Below are 17,101 nucleotides of genomic sequence, written 5' to 3' on the forward strand. Positions count from 1 at the left end.
AATGGAAACTTTTAGCCTTGGCGTAATCCTTTTTACCCTGATCGTTCTGGCGCTTGTGGCCATCATTATGGCGGCCCGTTCCAAGCTGGTGTCGACCGGTGATGTCAACATCACCATTAATGGCGAGAAAACAATCTCGGTTCCCGCAGGAGGCAAACTGCTGCAAACGCTTGCGGCGGAGAAGCTGTTTGTCCCATCGGCCTGCGGCGGTGGCGGAACGTGCGCGCAATGTCGTGTCAAAGTGCACTCGGGCGGAGGATCTATCTTGCCCACCGAGGAAAGCCATATCACCAAGCGCGAGGCGGCTTGCGGTGATCGCCTATCTTGTCAGGTTGCCGTCAAGCAGGACATGGATATTGAAGTTCCTGAAGAAGTCTTTGGCGTCAAAAAATGGGAATGCACCGTTCGTTCGAACGAGAACGTAGCAACTTTCATCAAGGCCCTGACACTGGACCTGCCTGAAGGCGAAGATGTGAACTTCCGCGCCGGTGGTTACATCCAGATCGAAGCACCTGCGCACCAGTTGGCTTATACGGATTTCGACGTCGAAGAGGAGTACCGCGAGGATTGGGATCGCTTCAATCTGTGGCAGTACAAATCCGTCGTCGCCGAACCGATCGAACGCGCCTATTCCATGGCCAACTACCCGGATGAAAAAGGCATGATCATGCTGAACGTCCGCGTTGCTTCGCCACCTCCGGGATCCGAGGGCATCCCTCCGGGTCAGATGTCATCGTACATTTTCAACCTGAAACCGGGCGACAAGGTCACCATTTCCGGTCCGTTTGGGGAGTTCTTCGCCCGCGAGACCGAGAAAGAGATGGTCTTCATTGGTGGTGGTGCTGGTATGGCCCCGATGCGCAGTCATATCTTTGACCAGCTCAAACGTCTTGAGAACCGCAACCGCAAGATCAGTTTCTGGTATGGTGCGCGCTCGAAGAAAGAAATGTTCTTTGTCGAGGATTTCGACACTCTGGCCAAAGAGTTCGACAATTTCGAATGGCACGTTGCTCTGTCGGATGCCCAACCCGAGGATGATTGGAAAGGCTACACCGGCTTTATCCATAACGTTCTGTTCGAAGAATACCTCAAGAACCACCCGGCGCCTGAGGATTGCGAATACTACATGTGTGGCCCGCCAATCATGAACCAGTCGGTCATCAACATGCTGCTGGATCTGGGCGTGGATCGCGAAGACATCATGCTCGACGATTTCGGCGGATAAACAGTATTGATCGGTTCCATCCTTTGGAGCCGATTTTTTTTCTCAGAGTTGATCAGTCAAAAGGCACCCCGGTGCCCTATTTTTCGACTGATGCTGCGCCGTTTTTGTCTCAGAAGGTAACAGGCGATATGCTAACCGGATGGATCAAAAGGTTTTTTGCGTCTCAAGCGCTACCTGATCAGGTAATAGGCACATCCTCACTGGCACCGACGGAGAAGTTCTATGCCATCGGCGACCTTCATGGCAGGCTGGACCTCCTGCAGATGCTTTTGCCTGCATTGGACGGTGCTTGTCCAACAGTGTTTGTTGGCGACTACGTTGATCGAGGTGAGCACAGCGCACAGGTTTTGCGTCAGTTACACCACCTGGACACACGTTCGGAAAAGAAAGCGATCTGCCTTAAGGGCAATCATGAGGACATGTTGCTTGGGTTTCTAGATGCTCCAAGAAAATGGGAGCGTGTTTGGCTGCACAATGGTGGTGCCCAGACCTTGGCCTCATTTGACCTGACAGATATTGAACTCTCCGATCCAGATGCCGTCGCTGAAGCGCTTCGGGGCGCGATGGGGCAATCCCTTGTGGATTGGCTGTTTGATCGTCCGCTGACCTGGACAAGTGGCAATGTGACCGTTGTTCACGCTGCGCTTGACCCGTCGCAGCTGGTCGACGGACAGCAAGACAGCACCTGCCTCTGGGGACACCCGCAATTTCGTAAGAAACGTCGAAAAGACGGGCAATGGGTAGTGCACGGGCATACGATCGTCGACGAGCCCATGATTGAGAATGACGTCATATCTATCGACACCGGTGCATTCGTCACCGACCGCCTGACCGCCGCGGAAATCTCACCCGGTTCTGTCCGATTTATCTCGGCGAGTCACACCGGAATCGAGTGGGAATCGGCTTAAGAGTTAGCCGACAATCATCTGTTTCATTCTAAGCGCTTCATATTCCAGTTCCTTCAATCGGAAATGGACTACGTCCCCAATAGTAATAACGCCGCGCAAGTTGCCGTCACTTAAAACAGGCATGTGCCGGAAGCGACCCTCGGTCATAGTTTTCAGCACATCGTTCAGATAGTCGTCTGGGCTACAGGTTTTGACCTCAGTCGTCATCAGGTCGGCCACAGATTGAGGTAGTGTCTGACCGGGTGTTTCCGCCATTCGGCGAACAATATCACGTTCAGATAGGATCCCTTGCAACGAACCATTCTGATCCGTGACCACAACCGCACCAATGCGCTTTTCCCGTAAGATATCTACAACTGAATAGATCGTATCGTTGGGTCGTACAGAAAAAACAGCATCCCCTTTGCCTTCCAGCAGTTTTGAAACCGTTGTCTGTGTGTGCGACAGGTTTGTTTCAACTGACTGACTGCGAGTCGCCTTCGCGGCCTTGTCGCCACGGGTCGGGGGCTGGTAAGAGCTTGGGGCCATGGGCGGTCTCCTCTTTTACAGGTAGTGTCCTTATTCTCTACCTTACCGCAGGGATAGGCGCTGTATAGGTGCAAATTCGAAAACCGATGTAACCGGACTACTTTACAAGGAGTTCCAAGTTCTTGAGCGAGCTTTACCTGACCCCGCCGGTTGCTGCGTTGATCTTCTTTGTTGTCGTTGTCTGTGGTCACAATTTCCGCATGGTGTGGAAACAACAACCCTCAGGCTGGCAAAAACGCGCATGGATCTTTGGTGTGCCAGCCACGATTGGGCTTCTTGCCCTTGCGTTTTTGCCGCTCAAGATCTGACGCCGGTTTGACTCTGAACAGGGCCGCTGGCATATGCCGGGCAAGACTACTCGCAGGAGATCGCCCCATGCGCCCGTTGATTGCCTTGGCTTCGTTGTTGTTTGTTTCGGCTTGCCTGTTTGACAAAGAACCTGATGTGGTGCGCCTGTCCGGCGAGACTATGGGTACCACGTTCAACATTACTGCTATCGGCGATGATCTGGACGAAGCGGCACTGGGTCAGGCGGTTCAGGAGACACTGGCACAAGTCAACGCAAAGATGTCAAACTGGGACCCGAGTTCCGAGGTTTCGACGTTTTCGGCCTCAGACAGCACAGAACCAATGCCGGTTTCAGATGAGTTTGCGTTCGTGATCGAAGCCGCAAACGAGGTGCATGAGAAGTCTGGTGGTACGTTCGATGTCACCCTTGGTCCGCTGATCGAGTTGTGGGGATTTGGCCCACGTAAGCCCGAAGACCCGGTTCCTGCCGATGCTGAAATTGCAACAGCGTTAGCTCAGGTGGGTCAGGCCCGCCTACTGACATTGGATAGTGCAGCCCGCACACTTGCGAAATCAGATGCAAGAGTGGGGATCAATTTGTCCGCGATTGCCAAAGGCTATGGTATCGATGCGGTTGCTGCACAGCTGCGCGACGCTGGTATCGAGAACTATATGGTCGAGATTGGTGGTGATCTGGTGGCCATGGGTGAGAACGACAAGGGCGAAAGCTGGCGGATCGGTATCGAAAAGCCCGAAGCTGACGCACAGGCCATCCAACTAATCGTTCCGCTGGATAATCTGGGGATGGCAACATCGGGTGATTATAAGAACTTCTTTGAACAAGACGGTGTGCGTTACTCGCACATTATCGACCCGGTCACGGGACGGCCGATCACACATCGCACCACTTCCGTCACGGTTCTGGCGGATGATGCTATGATGGCAGATGCCTGGGCGACAGCGATGCTGGCACTTGGTCAAGAAAAAGGAATGGAAATCGCGGAAAAGAATAAACTTGCCGTGTTTTTTATCTCGCGCGATGTGACAAGCGGGGAAGAAGCCTATATCACCGTACAAAGCAGCGCTTTCAAGGATGCGCTGGGAACCAACTGATCGGTAGGCACCATTATGAGCACCTTTATTCTGGCATTCGTATTGTTACTGATCATCATGGTCGGGATGTCGTTGGGCGTAATGCTGATGGGTAAGACCATCAAAGGCAGTTGCGGTGGCTTGAATGCAATTTCCGGTGCTGACAAATGTGTGGTTTGTCAAAAGGATATCGACCCCGATAGCCCCCTGCGTGATCAGTTGCAGTGCAAGCGTGCAAAAAAGATGCTGCAACAGATGGAAGGCTAGGATAGTCCTCTTGGCATGAGCAAAGCCAAGAACGTCCTCTTCATCATGTTCGACCAATTGCGCTGGGATTACCTCAGCTGCTACGGACACCCACATCTCCATACGCCAAACATTGATAGGCTCGCTTCGAGGGGCGTGCGGTTTACCCGCGCTTACATTCAGTCCCCCATTTGTGGCAGTTCGCGCATGTCGACCTATACCGGTCGCTATGTGCATTCGCACGGCGCGTCCTGGAATAATATCCCGCTGAAAGTCGGAGAGATCACCTTGGGTGATCACTTACGAAAGGCGGGGATGGATTGCTGGCTGGTCGGCAAGACCCATATGGCTGCGGATGCCGAAGGCATGGCCCGGCTGGGATTGGAGCCCGACAGTGTGATTGGTGCGCGCGTGGCTGAATGCGGGTTTGACGTGTTCGAGCGTGACGATGGATTGCGGGCCGAGGGACCAGATGGTTTCTACGATCCGGATGGGGCCAAGAAGTATAACGAATACCTGAAGGACAAAGGGTATGAGAGCGACAACCCCTGGCACGACTTTGCCAATTCGGGATTGGATGCGGATGGTAATGTTCTGTCCGGGTGGTTTCTGAAAAACTCCTCCGAGGCGGCCAATATTGCCGAGGAAGACAGTGAAACCCCATATCTGACCACCCGTGGGATGGAGTTCATGGGTTCTCATGACGGCCCTTGGTGTTGCCATCTCAGCTATATCAAACCTCATTGGCCTTATATTGTGCCGGAACCCTATGCATCGATGTATGGTTCCGAGCACGTTCTGCCGGTGGTTCGGTCTGAGTCAGAACGCCAGAATGCGCATCCGGTGCTTAAGGCGTTCATGGACACGAAAATTGGCCAAACTTTCTCGCGTCAGGACGTACGCGAGGCCGTTATCCCTGCTTATATGGGCCTAATCAAGCAAGCCGATGACCAGATGGGGCGGCTGTTCGACTGGATGGAGAAAACCGGGCGGATGCAGGATACCATGATCGTGCTAACCTCGGACCACGGGGATTTTCTGGGCGATCACTGGATGGGAGAGAAGACATTTTTCCACGATGCTTCAACAAAAATGCCCCTGATCATTTACGATCCATCGTCCGAGGCTGATTCCACGCGCGGGACCACTTGTAACGCACTGGTCGAGTCCATCGATCTGGCCCCCACTTTTCTTGAGATTGCTGGCGGGGAGCACGCAGGCCACATCCTCGAAGGGCATTCGCTGCTGCCTGTTTTGTATGGTCAGGCCGATAGCACGCCACGCGATGTGGCAATCTGCGAATATGACTACTCTGCATCACCAATAGCTCAGAAGCTGAATGTCTCGGTTCGGGATGCGGTCATGTTTATGGTCGCGAACGAGAAGTGGAAGTTGATCCATTGCGAGGGTGGTTTTCGCCCGCTCTTGTTTGACCTTGAGAATGATCCAAATGAGCTGACCGATCTGGGTGATAGTGCGGAGCACGCAGACATCATTGCAGAAATGTATGACCACTTGTTTGCTTGGACCCGCCGTCCTTCGCAGCGTACCACCCGGTCCGAAGAGCAACTGCTAAACATGCGCGGTTCCAGCGGCGGAACTGGCATCGTGATCGGCATTTACGACGAAAATGATATGCCGCTCGAGCTGACTGTGAAGTATCGCAACCGTAAGGCACGGCCATTTGGCGACTACACGTCAGATTAATTCTGCTCTTGTAGCTTCAAAAGACGGTTCAACCTTGCACGGGCAGGGGGTAGAAGATGGCGACGCCGAAATCGGAGAGCACTCATGACCGCCCCCAAACCCGTTGTTCTGTGTATCCTTGATGGTTGGGGGCTGTCCGATGACACCAAAGCCAATGCGCCATATCTGGCAAACACGCCGACCTTTGATGCCCTCGTGGCGGAAGGGCCACATGCGCAACTGATTACGCACGGACCGGATGTGGGCCTGCCAAGCGGCCAGATGGGAAACTCCGAGGTCGGTCACACCAATATTGGGGCAGGGCGCGTGGTTGCGATGGATCTGGGCCAGATCGATCTGGCGATCGAAGACGGTTCTTTTTCCAACAATGAAGCACTGCAAGATTTTATCGCCAAGGTGAAAGCAACAGGTGGCACTGCCCATCTGATGGGATTGGTCTCGGATGGCGGTGTACATGGACACCTTGATCACATTGTGGCCGCTGCTAAAGCCATCACCGATGCCGGCGTTCCAGTTGCGTTGCATGCCATCACAGACGGGCGCGATGTGGCGCCGAAATCAGCCTTTACCTACATTGCGGAGCTCGAAGACCGTTTGCCCGAAGGGCCAAAGATCGTCACGGTCTGCGGGCGATACTATGCCATGGACCGTGATAATCGCTGGGAACGCGTTTCTGATGCTTATGACGCGATTGTCAAAGGGCAGGGGCGTACCGTGGTCTCGGCACATGAGGCTGTTGATCACGCCTATAACCAATCCGAGACAGACGAGTTCATCGCGCCCACGGTGGTCACCGGGTACTCGGGCATCCAGGACGGTGACGGATTTTTCTGTCTGAACTTCCGTGCCGACCGCGCCCGCGAGATACTGCGCGCAATTGGCGAACCAGGTTTTGCAGATTTTGAAACTGGCCCGCGCCCGCAGTTATCGGCATTGCTTGGCATGGTCGAATACTCCGACGGCCACAATGCCTATATGACGACCGTATTCCCTAAGCGGGACATTGTGAATACTCTGGGCGAATGGGTTGCGAAACAGGGTTTGCGCCAGTTTCGGCTGGCCGAAACTGAGAAATACCCCCATGTGACCTTTTTTCTAAACGGTGGCATAGAACAACCCGAAGAGGGCGAAGATCGTTTCATGCCCAAATCGCCCAAAGTGGCGACATATGACCTGCAACCCGAAATGTCCTCGGCCGAGGTGACCAGTAAATTCGTCGAGGCGATACATGACGGATATGATCTGATCGTCACAAATTATGCCAACCCCGACATGGTCGGTCATACCGGTGATTTGCAGGCTGCGATTGATGCCTGCGAGGCGGTCGACCAGGGATTGGCCCAAGTCGTAGCTGCCTTAAAGCAGGTGGGTGGTGCGATGATCGTGACCGCCGATCATGGCAACTGTGAAATGATGGTTGATCCGGAAACCGGCGGTCCGCACACCGCCCATACTTTGAACCCTGTTCCAGTTGTATTGGTTGGCGGCCCCGAAAATGCAAGCCTGCGCGACGGGCGACTGGCCGATCTGGCTCCAACGCTGCTGGAACTTATGGAACTACCAAAACCTACAGAAATGACTGGAGAAAGTCTGCTGACATGAGGATTCGACCGGTCCTCATAGCAGCGTTGATTTGGTCGACGCCTGTTATCGCGCAAACTAACCCATCTATGGCGGCGCTAGAGGCGGCGGAGATGCTTGAGCAAGCCTCGATAGCTCTGACCGAGGCTGACAGTGCACGTGATCGGGTCAAAGCGCTGACCGAAACGCTTAAGGCGTACGAGGCTGGTCTGACCGCGATGCGTGACGGCCTGCGTCGTGCGGCCCTACGAGAAGCGCAATTGACGGCGGAGCTTCAGGTGAGAGAGCAGGAGGTGGCGCAGCTGCTTGGTGTTCTGCAGACTATCGAGACCACCGCGCCACCGGTACTGATGCTGCACCCCTCCGGCCCATTGGGAGCGGCCAGAACGGGTATGATGCTGTCAGAGGTTACGCCTGGCCTGAACGCTCAAGCGCAGGATCTTGCAGCCGATTTGCAAGAAGTCCAAACGCTCCGCCAGCTCCAGCAGAATGCCGCCAATACCCTGACAAAAGGTCTGACGGGGGTGCAAGATGCCCGTACGAAACTGAGCGAGGCTATTGCGGACCGTACTGATCTACCGCGTCGTTTTGTCGAAGATCCCGTGCGCACCGCTATTTTGATATCTTCGACCGAAACGCTGGACGGGTTTGCCAGTGGATTGTCTGAGATTTCCGATGGCGAAATCGCAGATACAAATGCCGATATCGCGGATCATAAAGGCCATATCGCCCTACCCACCAAAGGGGTCATTCTTCACCGATCGGGGGAAACAGATGCGGCTGGCGTTACGCGCGCCGGTCTTGTGTTGGGAACGCGGCCTCGCGCATTGGTAACGTCACCCACAGCCGCAACGATCCGCTACCGAGGACCATTGCTGGATCTGGGGAACTTAGTGATCCTTGAGCCTCAACCTGGGCTGCTCTTTGTGTTCTCGGGTTTACAAGAGGTGTATGGCAATACGGGAGAGGTTATCCCCGAAGGCACTCCAGTGGGTTTAATGCCGGGTGAAACCCCGGGAATCGGCGCTATTATGTCAACAAGCGGTGATGGCACTGGAACTGATCGGTCAGAAACGCTCTATATAGAGGTAAGAGAAGATAACAGCCCAGTGGACCCGGAATTATGGTTCCGGACGGACAAGGATGGATAAACGAGTATGAAGAAATTTGTGATCGCCGGTCTGGCCGGCACCGTGGCGGGATTAATCGCAACCACACAGATTGCGGGGCCCTTGTTGGCGCAAGAGGCCGAAAACAAGGCTGGAGTATATGAGCAGCTTGATCTGTTTGGCGATATTTTTGAACGTATCCGCGCCCAATATGTCGAAGAAGTCGAAACCGACGAACTGATCGAAGCGGCGATTGACGGGATGCTAACCTCGCTTGATCCGCATTCCAGTTACCTGTCGCCTGATGATGCCGAACAAATGCGTGTGCAAACGCGAGGCGAATTCGGTGGTCTTGGGATCGAAGTCACGCAGGAAGAGGGCTTTGTCAAAGTTGTCTCGCCCATGGATGATACCCCGGCAGACGCGGCTGGGATCGAAGCAGGTGATTTCATTACCCATGTCGATGGCGAAAGTATTCTTGGCCTCACTCTGGATAAAGCGGTTGATCTGATGCGTGGCCCGGTAGGTTCGGAGATCGTTATCACAGTCGTGCGCGAAGGTGAGCAAGAACCATTCGATGTTACAATAGTGCGCGATACAATCAAGCTGACGGCAGTCCGCGCACGTACCGAAGGCACCAGTGTGGTGCTGCGCGTCACCACCTTCAATGATCAGACTTACCCAAACCTCAAGGAAGGGTTGGAAGAACAAATTGAAGAGGCGGGTGGTATCGAAAATGTAAACGGTGTCGTTTTGGATCTGCGGAATAATCCGGGTGGTTTGCTGACGCAGGCCATCAAGGTTTCAGACGCGTTTTTGAATGAAGGTGAGATCGTTTCGACCCGTGGTCGCAATCCGGAAGACGGTGAACGGTTTAACGCCACACCCGGTGACCTGACCGGTGGTAAGCCTATTGTTGTCCTGATAAACGGCGGCTCAGCGTCGGCTTCGGAAATCGTGGCTGGCGCACTGCAGGATCACCATCGTGCGATTGTGGTTGGCACTAAGAGCTTTGGCAAAGGATCAGTCCAAACGGTAATGCCAATTCGCGGCGATGGCGCGATGCGTCTAACTACATCTCGCTACTACACGCCGTCGGGTCGTTCGATTCAAGCGCTTGGCGTCAGCCCGGACATCATCGTAGAGCAACCCCGTAACCGACCCGATGAAGAAGATGAGGACGATGCAAACGCCCGCACCCGGTCTGAGGCCGATCTTCGTGGTAGCCTGAACAATGACAGCCTGAGCGAAGACGAGATTCGCCAGATTGAAGAGGACCGGGCCAAAGCTGAAGCGACAGCAGAACTTCGGGAAGAAGACTACCAGTTGGCCTATGCAATCGACATCCTCAAAGGTCTTTCGGCATTCAACCCAACCGGACCTTCGCAATAATAGTCGTGGGGCCGCAATAGGCGGCCCCACCTCCAAATTATTCAGCTTTATTCTTCGATCTTGTGCAGTTTTTTCTCGTCCAGCATCAGGGCAAGGATAATTCCTACCGCGACTGAGAAAGTGGCGAAGACAAAGGCCATGTTCATTCCGGTGTCAAAGGCTGCGGTAATTGCAGACTTAACTTTTTCGATTTCATCCGAACTTAATTTCTGCATTACCGCTTTTGCAGATTCTGTGGTCAGCGTCCCACCATTAATTGCCTTTTGATCGGTGTCAGACATATCAATGTCTGCAGCCGCAAGCCCAGTTTTCAGGCTTTGCAGACTGGATACATACATGACCGCAGTCGCGCAGGCGACAGATATTGCGCCGTAGACAAGATGGGTCATGAAACTCAGCCCGCCGACCAGACCGGCGCGTTCGGGCTTGACTGCGCATACAGCTGCTGTGCCTGACGGACCAACTGTCAGCGTTGCACCCAATCCAATCAGGGCCATTCCCGGTAATATCTGAAGATATCCGGCGCTGGCAGGCATTACGACCACGCTTGCTGCGCCGAGTGTCGAACAAACATATCCCCAAAAGAGCAATCGTTTGGGTCCGAAGTCATTGTAAAGCGTGCCCGAGACAATCGAGCCAACGGCCAACAGGACCGTCAGCGGGGCCAGACCCAACGCGGATTGAAAGACAGACCACCCAAGAACTTTCTGCATATACTGTGGAAAATATAACAACCCCACGAAAGCGGCGGAGACGTTGAACATGTTCAAACCCAGGGTGATCAGAAACTCTCGATTCTGCAATAACTGGGGCAACAACAATGGCTCCTTGACCCTCTTTTCGACCCTCGGAAACAAGAAAAACAATACAGCGCTGACAAAAAACAGCAGTATGAGAGGTAGCGACGTCCAGCCCCAGTCGGCCCCTAAGTCCAAGCCGTAAAGCAGTGACAATACCGCCAATGAAAGGATGCCCATACCTGCAAAATCGATATGCTCCCCTTTCTTATGCTCGGTTTCACGCTCCATCAGTAGGATGGCTGTTGCCATTGAAACGCAGGAGAACACTACGTTTGCCAGGAAAAATAGCCGCCAGTCACCCAGGTTGACCACTGCGCCGCTGATCATTGGGCCGAAGACGTTGCCTGTGGTAACACCGGCTAGAATTAATCCCATAACAAGCGCGCGGTGTTCCTCTTTCGCAACTTTGGTCGCACCAAATGCTAGAGTGCATGGCCAGACGCATCCTGCCCCTATCCCCTGCAACGCGCGCGCTCCGATCAAATAGTCCAATCCGGGCGAGACAAAGCACAAAATCGATGCAAATAAGAAAATCGAAAGGCCAATGATCATCATCCTGCGATGGCCATACATGTCACCCAAGCGACCACCGGCCACCATCGTCATGGCAAAAAACAGGGCGTAGATATTCAGAACCCATTGGGTACTGGTTATGTCTGCGTCAAAACTGCTTTCAATTGCGGGCACCAGCATCAAGGCCCCGGTGAAATCGATCCCGATACCGAATGCCGTCACCATCAGGGCGATGATTTTTATGATGCTCTTGCGATCCATGGCCTCATCACTTGATGACGGAAAGCTTCAATGATGCATGGACAACGCTGAAATGAAAGAAGTTTACCGCGCATGGCTGTTAGTGATCGCGACAAAACCAGGTCTAAGATGCCTGAGATCTGCGAAACGCGCTCTTTAACATGTCAAGTTCAGCGCGAAGTAACGCAACCTCGGCCCGCAGATCATCAGCAGCGGGAGATCCGGCAATGACGGTAAATTCACCTAACTTCTCACCGGTTATCGTGTCACGGATTAAGAAACACTGCACACCTTCGGAAACGGCGGAAGACGGTACTGGAACGCGCAAAACCCACCCCTCATCATCGGGTATCAGTTCGACATCTGGCAATTGCTCACCCAGGTACTGCACTTCAACCTGAGGAGTACTTTCACTGCTCAGGTGACCTTCCCATACAGCGTTCTCAAAACGAATTGGGGTTAAGCTTGTTTGCGTCATCATGTGCCTCTAAAGATCTGCCCTGTGATGGCGGCAAAATGTCAAATCGCGTAAAACCACACGATTCATTGCAGGTTGATCAATAATCAGGTCCAGCCAGAGTTTTTCAATCCGACGTTCGTGCAATTCTAGATGTGCCAGATCGAAATCGACCGAGCATTCTGGCGTCGAAAGATCGAGCTCGCGCAGAACCTGCTCGGAGTTGGGGCCATGTTGGATGTTGAGTCGGGAAAAGACGGTTGTCGGGCGTTCGGATTCAATCACAGTGTCCACCCGCATCATGTGCTGACGAGTCAATCCAACGGCGGCATCTGGTGGAAGCTCGATGGACAACGACAGAAATGACCCTTGAAAATCAAAGATCTCTATCGCCAGGCTAAATGGGGCCAAGTCCTTTTCCCGCCGGTTGCGGGTTTGCTGCAATCCAATCTCGCACAAAGAGCAGTCGTGAAACAAGGTAACTTGCCCATCTATCTTCGCCTTACGCGGTGCGGATGCCAGTCCCTTACGCGATGCAGGTAAACGCCAAAAATCTGGGCGCCATGACCAGTCGGTTCCCAGTGGTTTCGGAATTTGATCAGAGCCAAGCCGCGGCTGGATCAATCGATTATCAGCAATTTGGATGACCCGTTCCAGCTGTCCCCGCAATTGCCGCGCCTCATCGCGTTGACGCCTAAGCTTGGGCAAAGCCAACTGGTCGGCCAACTGCTCTGTCCGCTGAAACCGCCGGATTGTCTTGCGCAGAATATAGCGATCCAGAAATTCCCTCATCGTCCTCTCTTCCAAACCTGTCTCTCTTTAGTCAAAAGCCGTGCAATGGACAAACCTGTCCTGATTAATAACGAGCGATATTTTCTGAGATCTGAACAAGACACGCAGATCAACTGGAATTTACGGCGGCGGTACTTCACAATTCTTGCAATGGACTGGGCTGCAGCTTACCGTCGGCGTTCTGGCGAAATGACCCCAGATCAATTAAAGTCACGACGAGGCAGGGGCATGGAACCCACCCTATTTTCATTCATCTGGAAGTATTCGAAGAAACAACAACTGGTGTTGCTGTGTTTGACGGTTTTGTCATTTCCGTTTCTCTATGCCTCATTGGAGCTTCCAAAGCAGATTATCAACGATGCTATTGGTGCACCAACGGACACTGTGACTGTGCTTGGTATCACTGTGAGCCAGGTGCAGTACCTGATGATTCTGTGTTTTGCCTTTCTGGCGACGGTGATCGCCAGCGGTGTCATGAAAATGCGCATCAACACTATGAAAGGCATTTTGGCCGAACGGATGTTGCGGCGTCTTCGCTTTACTCTGATCGGTCGCTCTATGCGTTTTCCCAAATCCTATTTTGCGACAACCAGTCAGGGTGAGCTGGTGTCGATGATTACTTCCGAGGCCGAGCCAATGGGCGGGCTGATGGGCGATGCGATTGCGCAGCCGGTGTTTCAGTTTGGTCAAATGATGACCATCGTCACCTTTTTGTTCATGCAAAGCGTCTGGTTCGGGCTTGCCAGTATAGCACTGATCCCGCTGCAAGCCTGGCTGATCCCCAAGCTGCAACGCCAGATCAACCTGCTGAACAAAGACCGCATTCAGGAGGTTAGGCGGTTAAGCTCTGAAATCGGGGAAAGCGCTGCCGGGATAAGCGACCTGCGCACCAACGGTGGCTGGCGCTATAGACTGGCGCAGTTCAGCCATCGTCTGGGAACCTTGTTCGAGATCCGATTCAAGATCTACAACAAAAAGTTCTTCATGAAATTCCTCAATAACCTGATCACTCAGATTACGCCCTTTTTGTTTTACTCGGTGGGCGGGTATCTGGCGATCACCGGTGAGGTGACAGTGGGCGCGCTGGTTGCCGCGCTTGGTGCCTACAAGGACCTCAGCGGCCCGTGGAAAGACCTGTTGACCTACTACAATCAGGTGCAGGATATGTCGCTGCGCTGGGAGATCGTGATCGAGCGTTTTGCGCCTTCAAACATGATACCTGAGCGGTTGTTTGATGGCGTTCCAGATACCATCCCGCATCTCACCGGGGATATCGAGTTGCGAAACGTGACGGTTCGTGACGATGACGGCAAGACGATCCTCGAAGATATCGATCTGACAATTCCGAAAGGGGCCCGGATCGCCATTCAGTCCAAACACGCCTATGAGCGTAGTGCGCTTGCGCAGCTACTGACGCGCGAGTTGCTTCCGGTTCAGGGAGAGGTCTTGATGGCCGGTCATAACCTGAGCGATCTTCATCAAGCGGTAATTGCCGCAAGGATCGGCTATGCTTACTCGCGACCGTATTTGTTTGACGGAACGCTGGGGGACAACCTCTTGATGCCATTGCGCACGCATCCTCAGCACGAACAAGATGCGCTCAGAGTGCCCTCGCGCCGTCAAATCGAGGCGGTGCGGGCAGGGAACCCTCCGGATTCCTTGTCTGATGAATGGATCGACCCAGGTCTAGCGGGTCTCGACGACATCGAAGACATTCGCGACTGGTGGTTCCAGCTTGTCGAAGCTATGGGCATCGATGAATTTATGTTTCGCCGAACGTTGCGTTCTCAATTCGATCCGAAAGTGCACCCGGCGCTGGCAGATGAAATCGTCAATCTGCGTGATACTGTTGCGACCCGACTGCAGGAGCGAGGGTTGGACAAATATGTTTACCGGTTCGATCCGGACCAGTTCAATCCAGCTGTTCCTTTGGGTGGTAACCTGCTTTTTGCCTCTCCAACGCAGGACATAGCGCCTGACATCCTTGCAGGTGATGACCGGTTCCTATCGCTACTCAGGGCCAATGATCTTGATGGTGATGCGCTCGGGATTGCCGAGGCTGTACTGGAAACCTTGAACCAGACTTTCGGGCGTGACGGCGCTGATCACCCGCTGTTTCTAAGGCTCGGCATGACGAAGGACATGTATCACCGTCTGCTGGATATCGAAGAGCGCCGCAAGACCAAAGGAGATGACTCTATCGGTGATCAGGAACGCGCACTTCTGCTGACCGTGCCGTTCATGCTGACAGCCGAGCAAATCGGCCCCAGCTTCCCAGAGGAATACAAGGAAAAGATCCTTTCCATCCGTCGCACTCAGGCCGAACGGTTGCGGGCTGCCATGGGGTCAATGTTTATCCCGGTGTCGCCGGACACCTATGTTCCGCGCCTGACAGCCATGGAGAATGCTCTGTATGGTCGCGTCTCGATCATGGCCGGGGCTCAGGCCGAAGAGATCGAAGATCTTGTGGCCGAAGTGCTGAACGAGGCTGGGCTACGCCGCAGGGCTGCCGCAATCATATATGACCTGCCGTCCGGACTGGGTGGGAACAACCTGCCAACTGTGTTTCAGGAACGCGCTGCGTTTTCACGAGCGGGAATAAAGCGACCGGATATATTGATCCTAGACAAAGCGCTGGCCAGCCATGATTCAGAGAGCCGTTTGAGAACCCGCCTGAAGTTACGCGAATTGTTGCCCGATTCAGTTATGATTTTCATGGAGGATCACTTCGCCCATCCTGAAGCCTATGATTTGTTTGTGGAAATCAAAGATGGTCGAATTGACGGTGTGTCGCGTGTTGCCACAACAGGTGAGGAGGACACGTCGGATGATCTGAGCCGAAAGCTGAAGATCATTTCTTCTACCGAATTGTTTGCACGCTTGGACGGGCGCAACCAACGCCTTCTTGCCTTTTCGGCCCAATGGTACGAGGCGGCGGCAGGTCAAACCATATTTGCGCGTGGTCAGGCACCGGATGCAGCCTATTTGTGTATCTCTGGTAAGGCCAGCGTGAACTGGATCAATGAGCACGGTGAAAAACGCTCGATCTCGACGGTAGAGCCAGGGCGTCTGATCGGTGATTTGGCGATCATTACCAATGAGCCCCGCCAATTGGATCTGGTGGCTCTCACGGATTGTTCCTTCCTACGAATTGGTGCCGAAGAATTACGGGCAGTAATCGAAAGTGATGCAGGTGTGGCGGTGAGGCTCCTTGAAACGGTGGCCGGCTATCTGACCACCGTTTCTGAACGGCTGCGTAACGGTAGCACGCTGATTGGTGAAGAACCGCCTGTGACAGATGTTGAGCGAAACGATGAACACTAGAGAACAGCCCGGCGCTTATAAGAGCCATCAACACCTGATTGAGGACGCCAGCAGGCATCCAGAGATCTGGCGTCTTTTTGCAGGCTTAGCGCTGGTAGCAGTGGTTGTGGTGACGCTCAACGCAATTTTATTTGCTACTGTCGTCAGCCTGGGCCCGCCCGGATCAGCGGCTGCCTTTCTCACGGGGTCTTCCCCATTCGCACTGCTTATCGTGCTAGCCAGTTTTATTTTTGCCACGCTGGGGGTCGCGCTGGGTGCAAGATTGTTTCAGCATCGTTCGCTGTCTTCCATCGTCGGAAATCAGTCGATCGCCCTGCGGCAGTTCTGGCGCGTCCTTCGCGCGCTGCTCATACTTAGTTTCGTAATATTGGCGTTACCGCCCTACGATCTGGGTGAATCATTGTTAGTTAACCTTGGCTGGTCCAAATGGCTTCTATTGTTACCTTTGTCGTTGGGTGCGGTTTTCATTCAGACGAGCGCCGAAGAAATTCTGTTTCGCGGCTACCTTCAACAAAGTCTCGCTGCGCGGTTCCGGTCTCCAGTTATCTGGATGGGGCTGCCGTCGATCTTGTTCGCTGCAGGTCATTATAGTCCTGCCACCGTTGGTGATAATGCGATCCTGATTTCCATTTGGGCTCTTACCTTCGGATTGCTGACCGCTGATCTGACTGCGCGGGCAGGGACACTTGGACCTGCCATTGCGCTGCATTTTTTTAACAACTTTGCCGCACTTCTGGTCATTTCTCTGCCCGACAACCTTGGGGGCTTGGCCTTGTTTCACCTGCCTTACGAGGCATCCGATGCGGATGCGCTCAGACCCTGGTTGTTTGTAGACTTCGCGCTGATGGTCGTTGGGTGGCTCACCGCGCGATTGGTCCTCAGGCGCTGATTGCATTTCC

At 53.7% G+C, this 17,101-nt stretch carries 15 protein-coding genes; 11 read left to right on the forward strand and 4 right to left on the reverse strand.

Features of this window, described 5'->3' with window-relative positions; genetic code table 11:
• Position 1: 1 nt before the first annotated feature.
• Together nqrF and ACR0MQ_RS10020 are read left to right on the forward strand one after the other, a co-directional pair.
• Positions 2–1,225 carry an NADH:ubiquinone reductase (Na(+)-transporting) subunit F gene (gene nqrF / locus ACR0MQ_RS10015; RefSeq protein ID WP_010441342.1) on the forward strand — a complete coding sequence of 408 codons (1,224 nt, stop codon included), beginning with the start codon at positions 2–4 and terminating at the stop codon, positions 1,223–1,225.
• Between the two features lie 71 nt (positions 1,226–1,296).
• The gene (locus tag ACR0MQ_RS10020) at positions 1,297–2,133 is read left to right on the forward strand and encodes a metallophosphoesterase (protein WP_170772356.1); all 837 of its coding nucleotides are present in this window, start codon (positions 1,297–1,299) and stop codon (positions 2,131–2,133) included.
• A gap of 3 nt (positions 2,134–2,136) precedes the next feature.
• Here the strand turns inward: ACR0MQ_RS10020 and ACR0MQ_RS10025 are convergent, their stop codons facing one another.
• Positions 2,137–2,661 (reverse strand): CBS domain-containing protein, encoded by a 525-nt coding sequence (locus ACR0MQ_RS10025; protein WP_480607805.1) that lies wholly within the window; start codon positions 2,659–2,661, stop codon positions 2,137–2,139.
• Positions 2,662–2,783: 122 nt separating this feature from the next.
• On the opposite strand from ACR0MQ_RS10025, the gene ACR0MQ_RS10030 reads away from it, so the two are divergent.
• The 7 genes from ACR0MQ_RS10030 to ACR0MQ_RS10060 all read left to right on the forward strand — a co-directional run bounded on the left by ACR0MQ_RS10030 (position 2,784) and on the right by ACR0MQ_RS10060 (position 10,076).
• Entirely contained in the window at positions 2,784–2,969 is a 186-nt protein-coding gene (locus tag ACR0MQ_RS10030) for a hypothetical protein (protein WP_170545946.1), read from the forward strand.
• Between the two features lie 67 nt (positions 2,970–3,036).
• Positions 3,037–4,062 carry an FAD:protein FMN transferase gene (locus ACR0MQ_RS10035; protein WP_170772358.1) on the forward strand — a complete coding sequence of 342 codons (1,026 nt, stop codon included), beginning with the start codon at positions 3,037–3,039 and terminating at the stop codon, positions 4,060–4,062.
• Positions 4,063–4,077: 15 nt separating this feature from the next.
• The gene (gene nqrM, locus ACR0MQ_RS10040; RefSeq protein ID WP_010441352.1) at positions 4,078–4,308 is read left to right on the forward strand and encodes a (Na+)-NQR maturation NqrM; all 231 of its coding nucleotides are present in this window, start codon (positions 4,078–4,080) and stop codon (positions 4,306–4,308) included.
• 15 nt (positions 4,309–4,323) lie between these two features.
• A complete protein-coding gene (locus ACR0MQ_RS10045) occupies positions 4,324–5,994 on the forward strand; it encodes a sulfatase-like hydrolase/transferase (RefSeq protein WP_480607810.1) in 1,671 nt (556 codons plus the stop codon).
• Positions 5,995–6,078: 84 nt separating this feature from the next.
• Positions 6,079–7,596: a 2,3-bisphosphoglycerate-independent phosphoglycerate mutase gene (gpmI, locus tag ACR0MQ_RS10050; protein WP_170772361.1), complete on the forward strand. Its 1,518-nt coding sequence runs from the start codon at positions 6,079–6,081 to the stop codon at positions 7,594–7,596.
• Positions 7,593–8,726 carry a peptidase M23 gene (locus tag ACR0MQ_RS10055; protein WP_170772363.1) on the forward strand — a complete coding sequence of 378 codons (1,134 nt, stop codon included), beginning with the start codon at positions 7,593–7,595 and terminating at the stop codon, positions 8,724–8,726. Before gpmI ends, ACR0MQ_RS10055 begins: the two co-directional genes overlap by 4 nt.
• A gap of 6 nt (positions 8,727–8,732) precedes the next feature.
• Entirely contained in the window at positions 8,733–10,076 is a 1,344-nt protein-coding gene (locus ACR0MQ_RS10060) for a S41 family peptidase (RefSeq protein WP_480607814.1), read from the forward strand.
• A 47-nt stretch (positions 10,077–10,123) separates the two neighbouring features.
• On the opposite strand, the gene ACR0MQ_RS10065 is transcribed toward ACR0MQ_RS10060, so the two are convergent.
• The 3 genes from ACR0MQ_RS10065 to ACR0MQ_RS10075 form a co-directional block, all read right to left on the reverse strand.
• Positions 10,124–11,650 (reverse strand): MFS transporter, encoded by a 1,527-nt coding sequence (locus ACR0MQ_RS10065; RefSeq protein ID WP_480607817.1) that lies wholly within the window; start codon positions 11,648–11,650, stop codon positions 10,124–10,126.
• A gap of 103 nt (positions 11,651–11,753) precedes the next feature.
• Complete coding sequence (locus ACR0MQ_RS10070) at positions 11,754–12,107, reverse strand: hypothetical protein (protein ID WP_480607820.1); 354 nt, start codon at positions 12,105–12,107, stop codon at positions 11,754–11,756.
• Positions 12,108–12,116: 9 nt separating this feature from the next.
• Complete coding sequence (locus tag ACR0MQ_RS10075) at positions 12,117–12,878, reverse strand: DUF6478 family protein (protein WP_480607823.1); 762 nt, start codon at positions 12,876–12,878, stop codon at positions 12,117–12,119.
• 228 nt (positions 12,879–13,106) lie between these two features.
• Here ACR0MQ_RS10075 and ACR0MQ_RS10080 point away from each other — a divergent pair, with 228 nt between their 5' ends.
• Entirely contained in the window at positions 13,107–16,202 is a 3,096-nt protein-coding gene (locus ACR0MQ_RS10080; protein WP_480607826.1) for an ABC transporter transmembrane domain-containing protein, read from the forward strand.
• Complete coding sequence (locus tag ACR0MQ_RS10085; RefSeq protein WP_480607829.1) at positions 16,192–17,091, forward strand: CPBP family intramembrane glutamic endopeptidase; 900 nt, start codon at positions 16,192–16,194, stop codon at positions 17,089–17,091. The genes ACR0MQ_RS10080 and ACR0MQ_RS10085 overlap by 11 nt, the downstream gene beginning before the upstream one ends.
• The last annotated feature ends 10 nt before the right edge of the window (positions 17,092–17,101 follow it).

The sequence above is a fragment of the Ruegeria sp. AN6 genome, assembly GCF_056540425.1.